At 63.9% G+C, this 20,630-nt stretch carries 18 protein-coding genes; 9 read left to right on the top strand and 9 right to left on the bottom strand.

Annotated features, from left to right (window positions below; all coding sequences use genetic code 11):
• Positions 1 to 225: 225 nt before the first annotated feature.
• The 6 genes from NLM32_RS42065 (at position 226) to NLM32_RS42040 (ending at position 5,968) form a co-directional block, all read left to right on the top strand.
• On the top strand, positions 226 to 1,611 hold the full coding sequence (locus NLM32_RS42065; RefSeq protein ID WP_254134522.1) for a M20 family metallopeptidase: 1,386 nt from the start codon (positions 226 to 228) through the stop codon (positions 1,609 to 1,611).
• 98 nt (positions 1,612 to 1,709) lie between these two features.
• A complete protein-coding gene (locus NLM32_RS42060; protein ID WP_254134521.1) occupies positions 1,710 to 2,621 on the top strand; it encodes an amino acid ABC transporter substrate-binding protein in 912 nt (303 codons plus the stop codon).
• A gap of 130 nt (positions 2,622 to 2,751) precedes the next feature.
• Complete coding sequence (locus NLM32_RS42055) at positions 2,752 to 3,483, top strand: amino acid ABC transporter permease (protein ID WP_254134520.1); 732 nt, start codon at positions 2,752 to 2,754, stop codon at positions 3,481 to 3,483.
• A 4-nt stretch (positions 3,484 to 3,487) separates the two neighbouring features.
• Positions 3,488 to 4,180, top strand: coding sequence for an amino acid ABC transporter permease (locus NLM32_RS42050; protein WP_254134519.1), 693 nt, complete (start codon positions 3,488 to 3,490; stop codon positions 4,178 to 4,180).
• 12 nt (positions 4,181 to 4,192) lie between these two features.
• The gene (locus NLM32_RS42045) at positions 4,193 to 4,924 is read left to right on the top strand and encodes an amino acid ABC transporter ATP-binding protein (protein WP_254134518.1); all 732 of its coding nucleotides are present in this window, start codon (positions 4,193 to 4,195) and stop codon (positions 4,922 to 4,924) included.
• A gap of 183 nt (positions 4,925 to 5,107) precedes the next feature.
• A complete protein-coding gene (locus tag NLM32_RS42040; RefSeq protein WP_254134517.1) occupies positions 5,108 to 5,968 on the top strand; it encodes a D-amino-acid transaminase in 861 nt (286 codons plus the stop codon).
• A 149-nt stretch (positions 5,969 to 6,117) separates the two neighbouring features.
• On the opposite strand, the gene NLM32_RS42035 is transcribed toward NLM32_RS42040, so the two are convergent.
• The 3 genes from NLM32_RS42035 to NLM32_RS42025 form a co-directional block, all read right to left on the bottom strand.
• Positions 6,118 to 6,579, bottom strand: coding sequence for a carboxymuconolactone decarboxylase family protein (locus NLM32_RS42035; protein WP_254134516.1), 462 nt, complete (start codon positions 6,577 to 6,579; stop codon positions 6,118 to 6,120).
• A gap of 39 nt (positions 6,580 to 6,618) precedes the next feature.
• A complete protein-coding gene (locus NLM32_RS42030) occupies positions 6,619 to 8,238 on the bottom strand; it encodes an MDR family MFS transporter (protein ID WP_254134515.1) in 1,620 nt (539 codons plus the stop codon).
• A gap of 120 nt (positions 8,239 to 8,358) precedes the next feature.
• On the bottom strand, positions 8,359 to 9,510 hold the full coding sequence (locus NLM32_RS42025; RefSeq protein ID WP_254134514.1) for an HlyD family secretion protein: 1,152 nt from the start codon (positions 9,508 to 9,510) through the stop codon (positions 8,359 to 8,361).
• A gap of 141 nt (positions 9,511 to 9,651) precedes the next feature.
• On the opposite strand from NLM32_RS42025, the gene NLM32_RS42020 reads away from it, so the two are divergent.
• On the top strand, positions 9,652 to 10,560 hold the full coding sequence (locus NLM32_RS42020) for a LysR family transcriptional regulator (RefSeq protein ID WP_254134513.1): 909 nt from the start codon (positions 9,652 to 9,654) through the stop codon (positions 10,558 to 10,560).
• A 192-nt stretch (positions 10,561 to 10,752) separates the two neighbouring features.
• On the opposite strand, the gene iaaH is transcribed toward NLM32_RS42020, so the two are convergent.
• Together iaaH and NLM32_RS42010 are read right to left on the bottom strand one after the other, a co-directional pair.
• Positions 10,753 to 12,171 (bottom strand): indoleacetamide hydrolase, encoded by a 1,419-nt coding sequence (gene iaaH, locus NLM32_RS42015; protein ID WP_254134512.1) that lies wholly within the window; start codon positions 12,169 to 12,171, stop codon positions 10,753 to 10,755.
• A gap of 76 nt (positions 12,172 to 12,247) precedes the next feature.
• Positions 12,248 to 15,697, bottom strand: coding sequence for an indolepyruvate ferredoxin oxidoreductase family protein (locus NLM32_RS42010; protein ID WP_254134511.1), 3,450 nt, complete (start codon positions 15,695 to 15,697; stop codon positions 12,248 to 12,250).
• Positions 15,698 to 15,850: 153 nt separating this feature from the next.
• Between NLM32_RS42010 and NLM32_RS42005 the strand changes: the two genes are divergently transcribed.
• Positions 15,851 to 16,306 carry an Lrp/AsnC family transcriptional regulator gene (locus tag NLM32_RS42005; protein WP_254134510.1) on the top strand — a complete coding sequence of 152 codons (456 nt, stop codon included), beginning with the start codon at positions 15,851 to 15,853 and terminating at the stop codon, positions 16,304 to 16,306.
• Positions 16,307 to 16,495: 189 nt separating this feature from the next.
• On the opposite strand, the gene NLM32_RS42000 is transcribed toward NLM32_RS42005, so the two are convergent.
• Both NLM32_RS42000 and NLM32_RS41995 read right to left on the bottom strand, forming a co-directional pair.
• Positions 16,496 to 16,933: a hypothetical protein gene (locus tag NLM32_RS42000; RefSeq protein ID WP_254134509.1), complete on the bottom strand. Its 438-nt coding sequence runs from the start codon at positions 16,931 to 16,933 to the stop codon at positions 16,496 to 16,498.
• A gap of 119 nt (positions 16,934 to 17,052) precedes the next feature.
• The gene (locus tag NLM32_RS41995; RefSeq protein WP_254134508.1) at positions 17,053 to 17,481 is read right to left on the bottom strand and encodes a hypothetical protein; all 429 of its coding nucleotides are present in this window, start codon (positions 17,479 to 17,481) and stop codon (positions 17,053 to 17,055) included.
• 61 nt (positions 17,482 to 17,542) lie between these two features.
• Between NLM32_RS41995 and NLM32_RS41990 the strand changes: the two genes are divergently transcribed.
• Positions 17,543 to 18,460 (top strand): LysR family transcriptional regulator, encoded by a 918-nt coding sequence (locus NLM32_RS41990; RefSeq protein ID WP_254134507.1) that lies wholly within the window; start codon positions 17,543 to 17,545, stop codon positions 18,458 to 18,460.
• On the opposite strand, the gene NLM32_RS41985 is transcribed toward NLM32_RS41990, so the two are convergent.
• Positions 18,461 to 19,246, bottom strand: a complete 786-nt coding sequence (locus tag NLM32_RS41985; protein ID WP_254134506.1) for a fumarylacetoacetate hydrolase family protein — start codon at positions 19,244 to 19,246, stop codon at positions 18,461 to 18,463.
• A gap of 15 nt (positions 19,247 to 19,261) precedes the next feature.
• Entirely contained in the window at positions 19,262 to 20,629 is a 1,368-nt protein-coding gene (locus NLM32_RS41980; RefSeq protein ID WP_254134505.1) for an LLM class flavin-dependent oxidoreductase, read from the bottom strand.
• Position 20,630 lies beyond the last annotated feature (1 nt).

Raw genomic sequence — 20,630 nt, 5'->3', positions numbered from 1 at the left:
CGCTCTTCGAATGATAGATGTGCGCCCCAACTTGGCGACGTTCTTGCATATGCTTGGGCATTGGCAAGGCCAAAATCAGCGGTACTCCAGCCCTTGGCAAGCCAATCTCAAGAGCGCAAGAACGAAATCGCAAGATCGACCCAAGAACTATCCAGTCCCCGCCACTTTCGAGGCCCAGTGTAGCCCGCTACGCTCTCCCGCTTCGAAACCTTGAAAACGAAAGCAATGACCAGAGCCGACGCCATCGCCCGCGCCCGGGACGACTTCCAATCCGGTGCGTTCCTCGCTGAACTCGACCGCCGCGTCGCGTATCGGACCGAAAGCCAGAATCCGTCGCGCGGTGCCGAGCTGCGCAGCTATCTGGAACAGGAGATGGTGCCGGCTTTTGCCGCGCTCGATTTTACCAGCCGTCTGGTCGAATCCCCGAGCGGCAAGTCGCCATTCCTGTTCGCCGAGCACCATGAGAGTGAGTCTGCACCAACCGTGCTGATCTATGGCCATGGCGACGTCGTCGACGGCATGGAAGGCGAATGGCGCGATGGGCGCGATCCCTGGCGCACGACGGCGGCAGGCATTCGTCTCTATGGCCGCGGCACGGCCGACAACAAGGGCCAGCACAGCATCAACATGGCCGCGCTCCGCGCGGTGCGCGCGGCCCGCGGCGGCAAGCTCGGCTTCAATGCAAAATTCATCGTCGAGATGGGCGAGGAGATCGGCTCGCCTGATCTCGGCAAGGTCTGCGACCTCAACCGCGACGCGCTCAAGGCCGATCTGTTCATGGCCTCCGACGGGCCGCGGCTGTCGGCCGATCGGCCGACGCTGTTCCTCGGCTGCCGTGGCGGCATCCGCATCCATCTCGACGTGGCCTTGCGCGACGGCGGCCATCATTCCGGCAATTGGGGCGGCGTGCTCGCCAACCCCGCGACCATCCTGGTCAACGCGATTTCGACGCTGGTCGACGGCCACGGCCGGCTTCAGCTCGATGCCCTCAAGCCGCCGCGGCTCACCAACCAGATCCGCAGCTATCTTGCCGATGTGCAGGTGGTGCCGACCGAGGACGAGCCGGCGCTTGCGGAGAATTGGGGCGAGGACGGTCTGTCCGCGGCCGAGCGGCTCTATGCCTGGAACACGCTGGAGGTTCTGGCGATGTCGTCGGGCAATATCGGGAAGCCGGCGAACGCCATTCCCGGTCACGCCAATGCCGTGCTGCAACTGCGCTTCGTGGTCGGCACCAAGGTTGATGGCCTGATCGATGCCGTCCGCGCCCATCTGGTCGCAAAGGGCTTTCCGATGGTCGAGGTGCGGGCGGCGCAGAGCTTTGCGGCCTCGCGCACCGATTTCGACAGTCCCTGGATCAAATGGGCCGCGGATTCAGTCCAAAACACCACCGGCAAGGCGCCGGCGGTGCTGCCGAACTTCGGCGGCTCGCTGCCGAACGACGTGTTTTCCGAGATCCTGGGCCTGCCGACGATCTGGGTCCCGCACTCCTACCCCGGCTGTTCCCAGCATGCGCCCAATGAGCACATCCTGCTGCCATTGACCGAAGAGGCCTTGACGGTGATGGCCGGGCTGTTCTGGGATCTCGGCGAATTGCCCAAGCCACTCGCCTGAGCCCGTTAACCTGAGCCGGCATCCAGCCGAAAGTCACATTCTAATCCGGGCCCAGATGTGCTTGCATCCGGCCGCATCATCCTGAAAGGGGAGAAAAAGTGAAACATTTCCGTCACATCGGCCTTGCGCTCGCCGCGACCTTTGTCGTCAGCCAGGCCGGCGCCGAAGAGCTGACCGGCACGCTGAAGAACATCAAGGACACCGGCGCGATCACGCTGGGCTTCCGCGATTCCTCGATCCCGTTCTCCTATCTCGACGACAACCAGAAGCCCGTCGGGTTCGCGATGGACATCTGCTACAAGATCGTCGACGCCGTGAAGAAGGAGCTCAAGCTCGACAAGCTCGAGGTGAAGCTCAATCCGGTGACCTCGGCGACCCGTATCCCGCTGATGGCGAATGGCACCATCGACCTCGAATGCGGCTCGACCACCAACAACGCCGACCGCCAGAAGCAGGTCGCCTTCACCAACACCCACTATCTGACCGCCAGCCGCTACGTCTTCAAGAAGTCGAGCGGGCTGAAGTCGATCGACGATCTCAAGGGCAAGACGGTGGTCTCCACCGCCGGCACAACCAACATCAAGCAGCTCACCGAGGCCAATGTCGCCAAGAGCCTGGGTGCCAATATCATCCCGGCCAAGGACCACGCCGAAGCCTTCCTGATGGTCGAGACCGACCGCGCAGTCGCCTTCGTGATGGATGACGTTCTGCTCGCGAGCCTGGTTGCCGGCTCGAAGACGCCGGACGACTACGTCATCTCCAAGGACGCGTTCTCCAAGCCTGAGCCCTACGGCATCATGCTGCGCAAGGACGACGCTGCCTTCAAGAAGGTGGTCGATGCGGCGACCGCTGCGCTCTATACCTCCGGCGAAGGCCAGAAGATCTACGACAAGTGGTTCACCGCCAAGATCCCGCCGAAGGGCCTGAACCTCAACACGCCGATTTCGGCCGAACTGAAGAACGAGTTCGCAAAACCTTCGGACTCGCCGAACCCGGACGACTATAAGTAAGATATACCTCGATCCCTCGGGATCGGGATCATGTCCGGCCACTCTTGACACCAGAGTGGCCGGACATTTGCATAGGCGCCCAGAACTTCTTTCGAGCCAATTTTGATTGGCGCGTTCGCGCGGGGGACACGTGAACTACCACTGGAACTGGGGAATTTTCTTCGAGCCGAACCCGATGGGGACCGGCACCTATCTCGACATGCTGCTGTCGGGGCTGGTGCTGACCCTGAAGACGGCGGTGCTCGCCTGGATCATCGCGCTGATCTTCGGCTCGATCGTCGGCGTGATGCGGACGCTGCCTTCCAAGGCCGCCGGCTGGTTCGGCTTCTGCTGGGTCGAGTTCTTCCGCAACATGCCGCTGCTGGTGCAGCTGTTCCTGTGGTTCTTCGTGCTGCCGGAATTGCTGCCGAAGGCCGCCGGTCTGTGGCTGAAGCAATTGCCGAACGCGCCGTTCTGGACGGCGGCGATCGGCATCGGTTTCTTCATGTCGGCGCGCGTCGCGGTGCAATTGCAGGCCGGCATCTCCTCGCTGCCGCGCGGGCAGAAGATGGCCGCGACGGCGCTTGGTCTGACCACGGTGCAGGGCTATCGCTACGTGCTGCTGCCGATGGCGTTCCGCATCATCCTGCCGCCGCTGACCTCGGAGTTCCTCAACACCATCAAGAACACCGCGGTCGCCATCACCATCGGCCTGATCGAATTGACCGGACAGGCCCGCTCGATGCAGGAATTCTCGTTCCAGGTGTTCGAAGCCTTTACGGCTGCGACCATCCTCTATCTCCTCGTCAACGCCGTCGTCGTGACCGCGATGCGCTATCTCGAGCGCTACGTCGCGATCCCCGGCTACATCACGGGGAAATAGCACCATGTTCAGCAATTTTGATTTTGGCGTCATCATCCGCGCGCTGCCCTATCTGTTCTATGAGGGCATGACGTTCACGCTGATGCTGACAGGGCTCGCGGCGCTCGGCGGCCTCGTGTTCGGCACCGCCATCGCCCTGATGCGGCTGTCCGGCTACAAGACGCTCGGCCGCATCGCCGGCCTCTATGTCGACTTCATGCGCTCGCTGCCGCTGGTGCTCGTGATCTTCTGGTTCTACTTCCTGGTGCCCTATATCGGACAATGGGTGACCGGTGCCTCGCGGCCGATCAGCGTCGGCGCGTTCGCCTCCTCGCTCATCACCTTCATCATGTTCGAGGCGGCCTACTTCTCCGAGATCATGCGCGCCGGCATCCAGTCGATCTCGCGGGGGCAGCCGGCCGCGGCCAGCGCGCTCGGCCTGACCTATGCGCAGACCATGCGCTACGTCGTGCTGCCGCAGGCGTTCCGCAACATGCTGCCGGTGCTGATCACGCAGACCATCGTGTTGTTCCAGGACACCTCGCTGGTCTACGTGCTGTCGATTACGGACTTCCTCGGGGCCGCCAGCAAGGTCGCGCAGCGCGACGGCCGTCTGGTCGAGATGTATCTGTTCGCCGCAATCGTCTATTTCACCATTTCCTGTATCGCGTCCTTCGGCGTCCGCCGCCTCCAGACGCGCATCGCCATCATCCGCTAGAGCAAGTCGGTCATGATCGAAATCAGCCACGTCAACAAATGGTACAGCCCGACCTTCCAGGTGCTGACCGACTGCACCACCAGCGTCACCAAGGGCGAGGTCGTCGTGGTCTGCGGCCCTTCGGGCTCGGGCAAGTCGACCCTGATCAAATGCGTCAACGCGCTGGAGCCGTTCCAGAGCGGCGACATCTCGGTCGACGGCACCAAGGTCAACGATCCCAAGACCGACCTGCCGAAGCTGCGCTCACGCGTCGGCATGGTGTTCCAGCATTTTGAGCTGTTCCCGCATCTGAAGATCATCGACAATCTCTGCCTCGCTCAGCAGAAGGTGCTGGGCCGGTCGTCCGACAAGGCCGTGGCGAAGGGCATGCAACTGCTCGAGCGCGTCGGCCTGAAGGAACAGGCCCAGAAGTTTCCGGCACAGCTTTCCGGTGGCCAGCAGCAGCGTGTCGCGATCGCGCGCGCGCTCGCCATGGATCCGATCGTGATGCTGTTCGACGAGCCGACCTCGGCGCTCGACCCCGAAATGGTGAGCGAGGTGCTCGACGTCATGGTCGACCTCGCCCATGACGGCATGACCATGATGGTCGTGACCCACGAAATGGGCTTTGCCCGCAAGGTCGCCAACCGGGTGATCTTCATGGACCGCGGCGAGATCGTCGAGGACGCGCCGAAGGACGATTTCTTCGGCAAGCCCCGCAGCGACCGCGCGCAGAAGTTCTTGTCGAAGATCTTGTCGCACTAGCCACTTCCTCCGTCATTCCGGGGCGCGCGTCGCGCGAGCCCGGAATCCATAACCACCAGCTGAGGTTATGGATTCCGGGCTCATTCGCTTTGCGAATGCCCCGGAATGACGGATCGAGGGTTTATCGCGCGCTTCAAATCCCCTATACCGGTCGATAAATCCCCCTTTTTCTGGAGACCAGCCTTGGATTCGACCGCCTACGTCAATGGCTCATTCGTCCCGCTCTCGGACGCGAAGGTCTCGGTGCTCGACCGCGGCTTCCTCTTCGCCGACGGCATCTACGAGGTCTCGGCTGTGCTCGACGGCAAGCTGGTCGACAATGCCTCGCATCTGGCGCGGCTGGAGCGCTCGGTCGGCGAGATCAAGCTGAAGCTTCCGGAGACGGTCGAGCGCATCACCGAGATCCAGAAGGAGCTCATCGCCCGCAACAAGGTGGTGAACGGCCTGGTTTATCTCCAGGTCACACGCGGTGCCGACAAGGGCCGCGACTTCGCGTTCCCCAAGGGCGAGATCAAGTCGAGCCTGGTGATGTTCACCTCCGAAAAGGACATCATCAATGCAGAGGCTGCCAAGACCGGCATCAACGTAATCACAGTGCCCGACATCCGCTGGGAGCGGCGTGATATCAAGAGCGTCGCGCTGCTGGCGCAGGTGCTGGCAAAGCAGGCGGCTGCGGAAGCCGGCGCCGGCGAGGCCTGGATGCTGCAGGACGGCTACGTCACCGAAGGTGGCTCGTCGTCGGCATTCATTCTCACCAAGGACGACGTCATCGTCACCCGCAAGAATTCAAACGCGATCCTGCCGGGCTGCACCCGCAAGGCCGTGGTCGCGCTCGCCGAAGAGCGCCAGCTCCGCGTCGAGGAGCGGTCCTTCACGGTGGAAGAGGCGCTCGCCGCCAAGGAGGCCTTTGCGACATCGGCCTCGCTGTTCGTCCAGCCGGTGGTGGCGATCGACGGCAAGAAGGTCGGCGACGGCAAGCCCGGTCCACTCGCAACGCGGCTGCGTGAGATCTATGTGGAGTTCGCAAAGGCGACGGCGGTTTAGGCTCGGAGCCATCCGCCATACACTGCGCTGTCATCGCCCGGCTCGACCGGGCGATCCAGTATTCCAGAGACGGTTGTGATTGAATCGATGGGCTGCGGCGTACTGGATGCCCCGGTCAAGCCGGGGCATGACAGTTCGCGTGATAGCACCTACGCCACCGACGCCTTCACCTTCACCGGATGAACCGCGCGGAATGCGATCGCCAGCCTGTTCCAGGCGTTGATGGCGCCGATCAGCATGGTCAGGTTCACCGTCTCCGCATCGGAGAATCGTCCGCGGACCTCTTCGTAAACGTCGTCCGGCGCGTGCGTTTCCGCGATCAGCGTCACCGACTCGGTCCAGGCCAGCGCGGCGCTCTCGCGGTCGGTATAGAGCGGGGATTCACGCCAGGCGTTGAGCAGATAGATACGCTGCTCGGTCTCGCCGCGTTTGCGCGCATCCTCGGTGTGCATGTTGATGCAGAAGGCGCAGCCGTTGATCTGCGAGGCCCGGATCTTGACGAGCTCGATCAGCGATTTCTCGAGTCCGGTGGACTGGATCTGCTCTTCCAGCGCCATCAGCGCCTTCATCGTCTCGGGGGCGGCCTGGTAGAAATTCATGCGGGGTTTCATGGTCGTTCTCCTTGCTTGAGTTGGTCTCTTGGGTTGAGGTCAGTGGGCCCCGCCGGCCGAGACATGGCCGGGCTTCTTCAGGAAGAGGACGGCGATCAGGGCCACGATCAGCGCCATGCCGAGCAGATAGAAGGTGTCGCTGAAGGCGAAGATGTAAGCCTGCTTCTGCACGATATGGCCGATCGCGACATAGGCGCGATGCGACGCGTCCGCACGGTCGGGCACACCGTGATTGATGAAGTACTGCGTGAGCTGCTCCAGCCGCGTGCGGGTGGCCTGTTCGAACACCGAGACCGACTGCATCAGCACGTTGGAGTGATACTGCTCGCGCTTGGTCAGCACGGTCTGCAGCAGCGCGATGCCGACGGCGCCGCCGAGGTTGCGCATCATGTTGAACAGGCCGGAGGCCGAGCCGGCATTCTCCGGCTCGATGCCGGCGGTTGCCACCGCAGACAGCGGCGCCAGAACCAGCGCCTGGCCGATGGCACGGACGATGTTGGGCCACAACAGCTGGTCGGAACCGTAGTCGTTGGTCATGTAGATGTTCATGAAATTGGAGCCTGCGAACAGGACGAAGCCGATGCCGATGATGATCCGCGCGTCGAACTTCTGCATCAGGCGCGGCACCAGCGGGATCAGCACGAGCTGCGGCAGGCCAGTCCACGCCAGCACCATGCCGATCTGCTCGGCATTGTAGCCCTGGATGCGCGCCAGATATTGCGGCAGGATGAACACCGAGCCGTAGAGCGCGACGCCGAGCAGGAAGTTGGCGAGCATGCCGAAGCCGAAATTGCGGCGGACCAGCAGGCGCAGGTTCAACAGCGGCTTCTTCACCGTCAGCTCGATGATCAGGAAGGCTGCGAGCGCGACCGCCGCAATGACGCTGAGCTTGACGATGAAGGGCGAGCCGAACCAATCGTCCTTGTTGCCTTCCTCCAGCACGGTCTGCAGCGCGGAAAGGCCGATCGCCATGGTGATGATGCCGGCCCAGTCACCATCGCGCAGCAGCGACAGCTGCATCGGCTTGGCGTCGAGCGCATACCAGAGCATGCCGACCATGATCGCGCCGGGCACGAGGTTGACGTAGAAGATGTACTGCCAGCCGAGATTCTCGGTCAGATAGCCGCCGATGGTCGGGCCGATCGCAGGCGCAAACGTCGCCGACAGCGCGAACAGCGCAAGGCCGACCGGCTGTTTTCCACGCGGCAGCAGCGTGATGATGAGCGTGAAGGCCATCGGGATCAGCACGCCGCCGGTAAAACCCTGCACGGCGCGCAACACGATCATCTGCGGGAGGTCCTGCGCCAGCGCGCAGGCCGCGGAGAGAAGAAGGAACAGGATCGCGTTGGTGAGCAGATAGATCCGGATCGAGAACACTTGCGCGAGCCAGCCGGAGAGCGGGATCACCACGATCTCGGCGATCAGGTAGGAGGTCGAGATCCAGCCGCCGTCATCGATGCCGGCGCCGATCGCGCCCTGGATGTCGGCGAGCGAGGCGTTGACGATCTGGATGTTCAGCACCGCCATGAAGGCGCCGAGCGTGGCGCCGATCACGGCGATCCAGGTTTTGGCGGAGACGGCCGGCGTTGCGGGAGCCGCGGCGGGGGCGGGGAGATTGGCGGCGGAAGCGGTGTCGAGGGTCGATTGAAGCGTGCTCATGGAAGCCTCGTCTCGGTTACAGAGACAGGATGCATTAGGCGGATGGTTTCGATAATCGTGGAAGTCCGGGAAGGATCATCCGGCGGGACTTGATAATCCTTGCCGGGATCCCCCTGAGCGTCAGCCGCCGGTGCCGCGCGGCGCGTTGTCGGCGATGCGCTTGGTCGTCTCGCGCTCGGCCACCACGGTTGCCTTGGTGTCGACGGTCGGCACCGCCGACATACCGGGCCGCAGCAGGCCGGTGAGGCTGTGATCGTCGAGCACGATCTTCACCGGGACGCGCTGCACGATCTTGGTGAAGTTGCCTGTTGCGTTGTCGGGAGGCAGCAGCGCGAATTCAAGCCCGCTCGCCGGCGAAAGGCTGTCGACATGACCGTGCAGCGTGCGATTCCGAAAACTGTCGACGATCAGCTCGACCGGCTGGCCGGCGCGCACATGCGTGAGCTGGGTCTCCTTGAAATTCGCGACCACATAGACCGCGTCGAGGGGCACCACCGCCATCAACTGCGTGCCGGCCTGCACGTACTGGCCGACGCGCAATGAGCGGGCGCCGACCGTGCCCTCAACCGGCGCGGTGATCTCGGTGTAGGACAGGTTCAGCTCAGCCTGATCCGCGACTGCGCGGGCGTGATCGAGCTGCGCCGTGGCCTGGGCACGCTGGGTGGTCAGAACGTCGACCTTGCGCTGCGCGGCGACCAGGCCCGACCTGGCGTGCTGCAATTGCGCGTTGCTGGCGCGGAGCGCCGCATCGGTCTGCTGCGCGCGCTGGATCGTGCCCGAGCCCGACTTCATGAGGTCGTCGTAGCGGGCGCGCTCTTCCTGCGCGAATTTCAGATTGGCGTCGGCAGCCGTGACGTCGGCGGTGCTCTGCTCGATGATCGGCTGTTGCAGTTCGAGCTGGGCATCGAGGTTGCGAACCGAGGCTTCGGCCGCGGCCACATCCGCGCGAGCCTGGCCCAGTGCCGCCTTGAAGTCGCGGTCGTCGATCTTGGCCAGGAGCTGGCCGGCTTTGACCTTCTCGTTGTCGCCGACCAGCACCTGGGCGATGTAGCCCGACACTTTGGGAGCGATGATCGTGGAATCGGCCTTCACATAGGCGTCGTCGGTCGTTTCCAGGTAGCGGCCGGTCGTCAGGTAGTCGTAGCCAAAGTCACCGGCCGCGGCGACGCCGAGCACCAGTGCCAGCGCGAGGGCTGCCCGCTTGATCGCCTTGCGGGATGGCTTGAGGCTGATTTTGTCAGTTGTTTCAGTGGTATAAGTGGCGTTCGACATGGCACCCTCGGAATTTCCATGCGCCTGTTTCAGACCAGTGCGCTCTTGATGGCTGCAAGATGCGTTGTCCCGGCCGTTGTGATAATCCCGGAATTGATGGAAGCATTATCCAGCCATGGCGGATAATCGGAGCCTCAACGCATGGACCGCTTCACCAGCCTGACCGCCTTCGTCCGCGTGGTCGAAAACGGCGGTTTTTCCGCCGCCGCCCGCCGCCTCAACATGTCGACCACCATGGTGAGCAATCACGTCCAGGCGCTGGAAGACCGGCTCGGCGTGCGGCTGCTCAACCGCACCACGCGTAAAGTGAGCCTCACCGAAATCGGCAAGGCCTATTACGACCGCTCGACCCAGATCCTCGCCGATCTCGAACAGGCCGACGACATCGCCGGCGCGCTGCAATCGGCTCCGCGCGGCACGCTGCGCATCCACACCGCCACCCACATGGTGCCGTTCGTCGCGCCCGTGATGGTCGAGTTCCTCGCGACTTATCCGGAGGTCAAGGTCGACCTGCGCATGGGCGAGACCAATGTCGACCTGGTCGAGGAAGGCTTTGATCTCGCATTGCGCATGATCGCGCCGCCCGACTCCAGCCTGATCGTGCGGAGCCTTGCGACCTGGCGGCACGTGCTGTGCTGCTCGCATTCCTATATCGAGGCGCATGGACGCGTGCAGACGCTCGAGGAACTTGCCGAACATAATTGCGTGCGCCACATCAATTACCCCTTCGATGAATGGCGCTTCTTCGATCGCAAGGGCACGCCGGCCTCGGTGCGCGTATCAGGCAATCTGATCACCAACAGCGGCGAAGCCCTGCGTGAAGCGGCGTTGCAGGGGGCAGGCGTCAGCCTCGCGGCCGGATTCCTGGTCGGCGACGATCTCGACGCCGGCCGGCTGGTGCGCCTGTTGCCGGAATATCGGCCGGTCGAGATGTCGATGAATGCGGTCTATCCGCATCGCCATCATCTGTCGGCGAAGGTCCGGACTTTCATCGACATGCTCGTGCATCATAGCGCCGAGCAGCAGAAGCTGATCAATCCGTATTCGTGAAGCCAAGTTGACGGTGCCGCAGGGCGGGCAAAGGCGCAACGCGCCGTGCCCACGGCCTCTCCGTCATTGCGAGCGTAGCGAAGCAAACCAGAATCCCTCCGCAGAGAGATACTGGATGCTTCGTCGCAAGTGCTCCTCGCAATGACGGAGAGGTCGTGGGCACGCTTTCGCTTTGCCCACCCTCCAGGTGCATCAACGCGGCGCGGGCAGCCGTCCGAACACGGCATCAAGCGCGACGCCGATCCCAAGCAGCCGTTCGTCGCTTCCCGCGGGGCCGTCCAATTCAAGCCCGATCGGCAATTTGCTGGTCTCGCCCAGCGCAATCGGAATCTGGATGCCGGGAATGCCGGCATTGCTGCCGGGATCGGTGTTCTGGATGAACAGGCCGAAATTCTCCAGCGTGCTGGACTCCGGATTGGAGGGAATCGCAACGCGCGGCGTGGTCGGGAAGGCGATGGCATCGAGCCTGTTGTCGGCAAAGGCCTTGCTGTAGAGCGCCTGAAGCGCCGGGCGCGCGGTCTTGATCGCGGCGTCGTAGATCGGTTTGGCGTCAACCAGCGAGCCATCGGGGGCGGGTAGCTTGCGCGGGATCACGAGGCCGTCATAGGTGCCCTTCACGTCTGTGCTGGCGATGTCCTTCGCCACCGCGTCGATGCTGAGGCCGGTGCCGGTGCGTTCGAGATACGCGACGAGGTCATCATAGGCCTCGTACAGCGCGACGGGAAAGCTGACCTGGCCGTTGAGCTCGGCGAGTTGCGGCATCTCGATCTCGACGACCGTGACGCCATGCGCCTTCACTTTCGCGATGGCCGCCTGGAATGCGGCGTCGGTATCGGCATCGAGATTGGTCAGCATCGCCTTGGTCACGCCGATGCGCACCTGTTTCAGATCGGCCGGCGCAACGGTGGCTCCGCCTGCGATGACGCGATCGAGCAGGGCGACATCAGCCATGGTCGCGGCCATCGGACCCGCGGTGTCGCGGGTATGCGAAATCGGTGCGATGCCTTGTCGCGGATAGCGGCCGGCGGTCGGGCGAAGCGAGGCGCATCCGTTCAGCGCAGCCGGCACCCGGACCGATCCGCCGGTGTCGGTGCCGAGCCCGCCCGCGACGATCCGCGCGCCGATCGCGGCGCCCGTTCCGGACGACGAACCGCCGGCGATCAGCGAGCGATCATAGGCGTTGCGCACGCCGAACGCCGTGCCGGTCTTGAACGCGGTATTGTAGCCGGAGATGCCGAAGGCGAGTTCGTGCATGTTGGTCTTGCCGATGATGACTGCGCCGGCGGCCCGCAGCTTCGCAACCACGGGCGCATCGGCCTTCGGAACGTAGTCCTTCAAAGCGGGCGTGCCGGCGCTACAGGGCAGCCCCGCGACCTCGATATTGTCCTTGATCACGATAGGAACGCCGCCGAGCGGCTTGTCCTGGCTACCCGCCGCGTCGAACGCGGCTGCAGCCTTCAAGGCGCCGGCCTCGTCGAGGGTGACGAAAGCATTGAGATCGGCGTTGGCTTTGGCGCGGGCGAGAGCTTCGGCCGTGAGCGCGGTGCTCGTGACTTTTCCGGCGCGGAGGTCTGCTGCGGCCTGGCTCAGGGTCAACTGGTCGAAATCCATGATGCGTCACCTGATTGCAGGAAGCGCCAACAGGGCGCCCCTCGGGTTCGGAGGCTGAAGCCTCGCCGGAGCCACGTCAACCGGAGGCGCGCATCTTTGGTGCCGCCGGCATTGCCAAATCCGTGAGCAGCGTTTCAGTCTCGGATCGCACCTTCGCGATGGCGGCATCCTTCACCGGGCCGTAGCCGCGGATGTCCATCGGCGCCTTTGCGACAGTGACGAGATCGGGGAGATGCGCTGCGTCGAGGCCGTCGAGCATCCGTTCGATCAAGCCTTCGTACCAGACGATCAGCTCCCGCTCGGCCCGCCGGTCGGCCGTGTAGCCGAATGGATCGAACGGCGTCCCGCGCAATCCCTTCAGCCGCGCCAGCATGGCGAGCGGCGTCTGGATCCACTGACCGAACGCGCGCTTGCGCGGGCGGCCGCGAGCGTCGTGCCTGGATGGCAGGAACGGAGGGGCGAGATGATACCGGACGCTGAAGCCATCCTCGAATTCGCGCTTCAGCTCGTCGAGAAAGCCGGTCTGCATGTGCAGGCGCGCCACCTCATACTCATCCTTGTAGGCCATCAGCTTGAAGAGGGCGCGGGCGACGGCCTCGGTCAGGGCCTCGCTGTTGAGCGCGGCTTCGGCAGCGCGGACTTTTTCGACGCCTGCCCGATAGCGCGCCGCATAAGCCCCATCCTGATAGGCCGTGAGGAAATCGGCGCGCCGGGCGATGAGCTGGTCGAGCGTCTCGGCCTCGGGCCGCTCGTTCGCCTTGGGCAAAAACTCCGGATCGGCAGCGGCGATCCGACCCCAGGCAAAAGCCTGCTTGTTGCGATCGACCGCGACGCCATTGAGCTCGATCGCGCGCAACAGCGCCGACAGCGAAACCGGCACCAGTCCGCGCTGCCAGGCAAAGCCGAGCATGATGATGTTGGCATAGACGGCATCGCCGAGCAGCCGTTCGGCCAGTGCATTGGCGTCGATGCTATCGAGATTGTCGCTGCCGATGACGCGGCCGATCGCGCGCAGGCGGGCAGGCGAGGCGAGATCGGCGTCGCGGAAGCGCACGACGTCGCCGGTCGGCATCTCCGCGGTGTTGATTGCAGCGCGTGTGCCGCGACGATAGGTGCCGGATGCCTTTGGCGAGGAGCTGACGACGAGGTCGCAACCGATCAGCGCATCGGCCGCGCCCTGGTCGATGCGGACCTGGTGCAGCACATCGGGACTCGAGGCGAGGCGGATGTAGCTCAGCACCGGGCCAAACTTCTGCGCAAAGCCGGTAAAATCCAGCACCGAGACGCCGCTTCGTTCCAGATGCGCGGCCATCGCGATCAGCGCGCCGACCGTGATCACGCCGGTGCCGCCGACGCCGGTCACGAGCAGATCGTAAGGGCGATCCAGCGTGGCGGGCGCGGGGAGGGGGAGCGTGGCGGCGCGACCGATCGCGTCGATCTGGCTCGCGCTCTTCTTCCGGCGCGTCGCGCCCTCGACGGTGACAAAGCTCGGGCAAAAGCCGTTGAGACAGGAGAAATCCTTGTTGCACGCCGACAGGTTGATCTGCCGCTTGCGGCCGAACGGCGTCTCTTTCGGCTCGACGCTGAGGCAGTTGGATTCGACCGAGCAGTCGCCGCAGCCCTCGCAGACGAGATCGTTGATGTAGGCAAAGCGTTTGGGATCGGCCATCTGTCCGCGCTTGCGCCGGCGCCGCTTCTCGGTGGCGCAGGTCTGCTGATAGATCAGGACGGAGACGCCAGCGACGTCGCGCAGTTCGCGCTGCACAGCGTCCATCTCCTCGCGCGGATGGATGGTGACGCCGACCGGCAGGCCGGCGGGCGAAAATTGCGCGGGATCGTCCGATACCAGCGCGATCCGGTCCACGCCTTCGGCGCGGACGCTGTGCGCGATGGCATGCACGCTGACGGGACCATCGACCGGCTGGCCGCCGGTCATGGCGACGGCATCGTTGAACAGGATCTTGTAGGTGATGTTGGCCTTGGCGGCGATCGCCTGCCGGATCGCCATCGAACCGGAATGGTAGTAGGTGCCTTCGCCGAGATTCTGGAAGATGTGCTTGTGGCCGGTAAATCGCGACGACGCCGCCCAGTTCACGCCTTCGCCGCCCATCTGGATCAGCGAGGAGGTCTCACGGTCCATCCAGCTCGCCATGAAATGGCAGCCGATGCCCGCCAATGCCTTCGATCCTTCGGGCACTTTGGTTGACGTGTTGTGCGGGCAGCCGGAGCAGAAATACGGCGTACGCGTCGCGCCTGCGACGTTGATGGTTCGCTCGGCCTCCGGCGACAGCGCCGCCGCCCGCGCGGCAAGATTGAGGCCCGGAAACATCGGATCGAGCCGGCGGGCGAGCACGGAGGCCAGCGCGCGCGGCGACAATTCGCCGATCCAGGAGATCAGCCGCGCGCCGGTTTCGTCGTGCTTGCCGACCATCCGCTCGGGTTTCGTGCCGGGATAGTCGTAGAAATATTCCTTGAACTGGCTCTCGATGATGCCGCGCTTCTCCTCGACCACGAGGATCTCGCGCTTGCCCTTCACGAAATCCATGGCGTCATGCAGCGCCAGCGGCCAGACCATGCCGACCTTGTAGATGTCGATGCCGATGCTGCGGCAAGCGGCCTCGTCGAGGCCCATCAGTCGCAGTGCTTCCATCAGATCGAGATGCGCCTTGCCCGTGGTGACGATGCCGTAGGTGGCGTTGGGAATGTCGTAGATGTGGCGATCGATCGGATTGGCTTTGGCGAAGGCGTAGACCGCGTGCTTCTTGGCCTCCAGCCGCTCCTCGATCTGCGGGCCCGGCAGATCGGGCCAGCGATAGTGCAGTCCGCCCGGCGGCGGGGTGAAGTCGGGCGTGCGGAACAGGCGTGGTCGGCGCAGCGCGACGGATGCGCCCGACTCGACGATCTCCGAGATCGCCTTGAAGCCGACCCACATGCCGGAGAAGCGGCTCAGCGCGTAGCCATATTCGCCGAACTCGAGATATTCGCTGACGCTTGCGGGATGCAGCGTCGGCATGAACCAGCTCATGAAGGCGACGTCGGACTGGTGCGGCATCGAGGATGACACGCAGCCATGGTCGTCGCCGGCGACCACCAGCACGCCGCCATGCGGGGACGAGCCGTAGGCATTGCCGTGCTTGAGCGCATCGCCGGAGCGATCGACGCCGGGACCCTTGCCGTACCAGAGCCCGAACACGCCATCGACCTCGCGGTCGGTTTGGGTCTCGACCTGCTGCGAGCCGAGCACAGCGGTCGCCGCGAGGTCCTCATTCACGGCGGGGAGGAATTCGATGCGGTCCTGCTTCAATCGCTGCGCGATGCGCCAAAGTTCGAGATCGATGCCGCCGAGCGGGGAGCCGCGATAGCCGGAGATGAATCCGGCGGTGTTGAGCCCCGCGGCGCGATCGCGCCTGACCTGGTCGAGCGCAATGCGGACGATGGCCTGCGTGCCCGTGAGGAAGACGCGGCCGTCCTCGCGGTCGTAGCGGTCGGAGAGTTCGTAGACGTCGAGTGACGGAATGGCGTCCATGGCGGACCTCGCGCGGCATTCTGCCGAATAGGCAAAGGGTAGGCCCGGCGGGCTGGTAGGTCCTACCTATTTTTCCCGTTGGTGGTGCGAATTCGGTATAATTTTGCGTGATTGCCTAGAATTTGGTAGAATTAATCGATTTGAGGGTTCTCGATGATTGAAGACCAGGACACGCGGATTCTCGCCCACCTCCAGAAGGACGGCCGCGCCACCAACCAGCAGCTCGCCGACGAGGTCGGTATGTCGACCTCGGCCTGCTGGCGCCGGGTGCGCGCGCTCGAGGACAGCGGCGTCATTCGCGGTTATGCGGCGCTGGTCGCGCGCGAGCAGGCGGGGTTCGCGATGTCCGCCATCCTCCACGTCTCGCTGGAGCGGCACGACGCCAAATTCGTCGACGAGTTCGTCTCCCGCGTCACCACGCGTCGCGAGGTGCTGGAGTGTTTTGCGACGACCGGCGACGCGGATTACCATCTGCGCGTCGTCGTGCAGGACATGGCGGCCTATAACCGCTTCCTCGACGAGTTCATGTTCCGCATCCCCGGCATCCGCTACGTCCGCAGCAACGTGGTGCTGAAGGAGATCAAGACGAGCGTGGCGCTGCCGTTTTGAACGCACGGGAGGTGCTGCAGGGTGGACAAAGGCGCATAACGCCGTGCCCAGGATCTCTTTATGATCGGGAGAGGCCGTGGGAACGCTTCCGCCTTCACTCTTCGAGCTACGGCGGACGAGTCGCTTTGCCCACCCTACGGCACTGCCCTTTTGAGAGGACGCTATTCGCGTGCCCGTTGGTGCGGCGTATCACGACGCCTGTTCTTGCGACGCCGGCCTGAGCAGGAGCATGAAGACAAGCACGTGGCTGACCAGCAGCAACGGCACGTAAAGCGCCGGGATATAGATGCCTGCGCCGAACAGGCCGGGACTCTGGATCTTCGTCGCACCCATATAGTACGCGTTCAGAAGATCGAGCGTGCCCCAGGCGTTGAAGATCCAGACCATCGGAATGGCGATCGGCCATCGCCAGGACAACGCCGCCATCGAAGCAAGCGCGAGAGTGGCGGCGATGAGATCGCCCCAGCCGACTTCGCTGGCGAAATCCGCGCTCAACTCCGCGGACACAAATCCGGCAACCATAAAGTTCATTCCCAGGAAGCGGAACGCATGGAAAGCTGCGAGAAGTCGAAGCGCGTCATGGCGGGGCATTGCGCGAATAAACGGCCAGACATAGAGGGAGGCCACCACCGCTGATGTCAGCAAGGCGCCGGCGACGCTGAGAACGAATGGAAGGTTGAAGCTCGGGGGCACGTTCGGATGTCCTTCACGTGAGGTTTCGATGCCGGTCGATCGCCGGCGAGTGCTCAGGGCTTGGTCATCAGCAGGCGGAGGGGCATCAGCGGGCCGACCGCGATGTATTCGTGGTCGATGAGATTCTGCTTCGCGAGCGGCAGGGCATCCATGATCGCGTGCGCTTCGGCGACATCCCCGGCATCGAGCAGGAAGACCGCGCCGCGCCCATCGGACCGCGAATACCATTCACGGACTTTCCCAGTGAGATAGAGCTGGACCGTCTGCCTGACTTCATCGGGCATGACGGCCATCACCTGTTCACGCGTGATACCCGCCTTCACGGTCAGGATTACCAACACGCCCGTGGTCGCGGGTGACTGCGCCTGTGTCTGGGCAAGGGATGGATCGGTCATGGCGGGAACACCTGTCAGTGAGAGGGCGAGTGCCAGGGCGGCGTTGCGGATTGCCTTCATCGGTTTCGCTGCTCCGGTGCGGGTCATTTGCAATCCCGATGTAGGGCAGCTTTCCGCGGGCGACTATTCGCGATAATGTTGACGGGCTATGAAGCAGAACTTCACAGTCCGGCAGGGAGCGCTCGACGGCGTCGAGGCGTTTCTCAGCGTCGCCCAACACCGCAGTTTTCGCCGGGCAGCCAGCGAACTCGGGGTGACGCCATCGGCAATCAGCCAGGCGGTGCGAGCACTCGAGGCGCGCGTCGGCGCCGCGCTGTTCATTCGCACCACCCGCAGCGTCGGCCTGACGGAAGCGGGCGAACGATTCCTGGCGCGCGCCAGGCCTGCTTTCGAGGAGCTTGTCGCTGCAAGCGGAGCAGCCCGTGAACTCGGTCAGCGACCGGCCGGGCTGCTGCGTCTCACCGTGCCACGCTCGGTCGTGCCGATCCTGCTCGAGCCGCTGATCGCCTCGTTCTGCCAGGCCTATCCCGAGATCGAGGTGGAGCTGGCTGCAAGCGAAGAGATGGTCGACTTGGCGGCCGGAGGTTTCGATGCCGGCATCAGGATGGGCCAGTTCATCACGCCCGACATGATCGCGGTGCGGCTCACGAAGCCGCTTCCCCTCATTGTCATCGGAAGCCCCGACTATTTCGCCCGCGCCGGCCGGCCCGCGCATCCGGACGATCTACGTGGGCACGCCTGCCTGAGGATGCGACGATCGAACGGCGCGCTTGCATCGTGGTCGTTCATCGACGGTGGCCGATCCATCGAGATCGCGGTCTCAGGACCTTTCATCGCCTATGACTTCCCGACGATGCTCGGTGCTGCGCTCGAAGGCGTGGGTCTTGCGCAAGTGCCTGCGCCGTTGGCCACGGGCGCCATCGCATCGGGAAGGCTGGTCCGTGTGATGGAGAAATTCTCGCCCATGACGCCGGGTGTATTCCTGTACTATCCGGGTCATCGGCAGATCCTGCCGAAGCTGCGCGCCTTCATCGACCATGTGAAAGGCAGCGCGGCGGCAGGCTGATCACCGCCCCTCCCGCACAAACCTGTTCCGCAACGTGCCGACACCGGTGATGTCGATCTCCACGACGTCACCGTGCTTGATGTCAGGCGAAGCGCCATCCGTGCCCATCCAGATCACGTCACCCGGCCATAGCGTAAAATACTTCGTCAGCTCGACCAGGAACGCCACGACGCCAAAGATCATGTCGTTGGTATGGAAGCGGTTGGTCTCTTGGCCGTTGACGCGAACGATCGTTTCCATCGTCGCAAGATCGGCCTCGGTCTCGATCCACGGACCCATCGGCTTGAACGTGTCGGCGTTCTTCGAGCGCCACAGGCTGCGGTCGGCCTTCTGCCAGGAGCGTTCGCTGACGTCGTTGCCGATGGTGTAGCCGAACACGCAGTCCATCGCGTTATCGGCCGTCAAATGCTTCACCTTCTTGCCGATGACGACCGCGAGCTCGCCCTCGTAATGGATCTTCTCCGTCGCGAAGGGCGGGATCACGACGTCCTCGTCATGCGCAATCAGCGCATTCTGCGCGCGGTAGCCGATTTCGGGCCGTTCAGGGACGGCCGGTACCGTGCCGGCCTTGTCGGCGGCTTCCTTGAGATGCTTCAGGTAGTTCAGGCCGACGCAATAGAAGGTGCGCGGGATCAGCGGCAGCTCGATCTTCACGTGCGAAAGCGGATGCTTGCGCGACGTGCGTTGCCATTCACCGAACGGATCGCCGTCGATCGCGATCACCTGGTCGCCCTCAACCAGGCCCCAGGAGGTTTTGCCGGAGGTGGTGAATTTCAGCCAGCGCATGTCGTGTCCTCGTTGTTATTCCGCGGCGTCGCGCGGCTGGACTTTCCAGGCGCCGGCGGCCGGCCGCTTCAGCCCAAGATTCTCCCGCAACGTCTTGCCGCGATAGTCCTTCTGGAACAGGCCGCGCCGCTGCAATTCCGGCACGATGTGCTGCACGAAGTCCGCGTAGGAGCCGGGCACATAGGTCGCGGCGATGACAAAGCCGTCGCAGCCGCGCTCGACGAACATTTCTTCCAGCTTGTCCGCGATTTCCCTGGGGCCGCCGACCATGGCGTCATGCACCTGGCCGCGGCCGGAGAAGGTGACGAAGTCGCGCGCGCTCGGATTGCTCTTGCCTGATGTCTTCAACACGCCGTCGCGGATGCCCAGAATGCCCTGCATGCTCTTCAGCTCGTCGGTCGTCAGCGGCGCGTCGAGGTCCTTGGAGGCGAAGTCGTAATTGAGCGCTTCGGCGAGCAGCGACAGCGCGTCGATCTCCAGCGGCAGCTTGTTGATCAGCGCCATCTTGTCTTCGGCTTCAGCCTTGGTCGCCGCGCAGACCGGTGTCGTCAGATTGCAGAGGAACATCTGCTCCGGATCCCGGCCGGCTTTCGCGGCCTCGTTACGCACGGCGGCGTAGCCGTCCTTGGCGCCCTGGAGATTGCGTGCGGCCGTAAAAATCACCTCGCCCCAACGCCCCGCAAAGCGCTGGCCGCGGCCGGATGCGCCGGCCTGAATGATCACCGGGTGACCCTGGTCCGAGCGCGGCACGGTGAACGGCCCGCGCGACTTGAAGGCCGCGCCCTTGTGATCGAGCCGCTTCACCTTGGTCGGATCGGCGAAGCGGCCGCTCGTCTTGTCCATGATGAGCGCACCGTCTTCCCAGGTGTCCCAATGGCCGAGCACGACCTCCATGAATTCGTCGGCCTTGTCGTAGCGCGAGTCATGTTCGGGATGGGAGTCGCGCCCCATGTTCAGCGCTTCACCGTCATTGAGCGAGGTCACGACGTTCCAGCCGGCGCGGCCGCCCGACATCAGGTCGAGCGTGGCAAAGCGACGTGCGACGTCGAAGGGCTCGTAATAGGTGGTCGAGCAGGTCGCGCCCAGCCCGAGCTTGTCGGTGACCATGCCCATCGTCGTCAGCACGATCAGCGGATCCATCTTCACGCAGCGGATGCCGTATTCGACGGTGTGGGCGTGGTCGTTGCCGTAGCGGTCCGGCATCGCCAGGCGATCGTCGAAGAATGCCATGTGGAATTTTCCGGCTTCGAGAATCCGCGCGATCTCCTGGTAATAGTCCGCCGACATCGAATCGCTGCGCGACTTCGGATGCCGCCACGAACTCGGCAGGTTCGTGCAATTCTGCGCCTGAAGGAAGCCGACCAGGACCATCTGTCGATTCATG

It is taken from the genome of Bradyrhizobium sp. CCGUVB14, from assembly GCF_024199935.1.
Lineage (GTDB): Bacteria > Pseudomonadota > Alphaproteobacteria > Rhizobiales > Xanthobacteraceae > Bradyrhizobium.
Note: the sequence above shows the minus strand (reverse complement) of the source record. Positions and strands in the feature narration are given on the sequence as shown.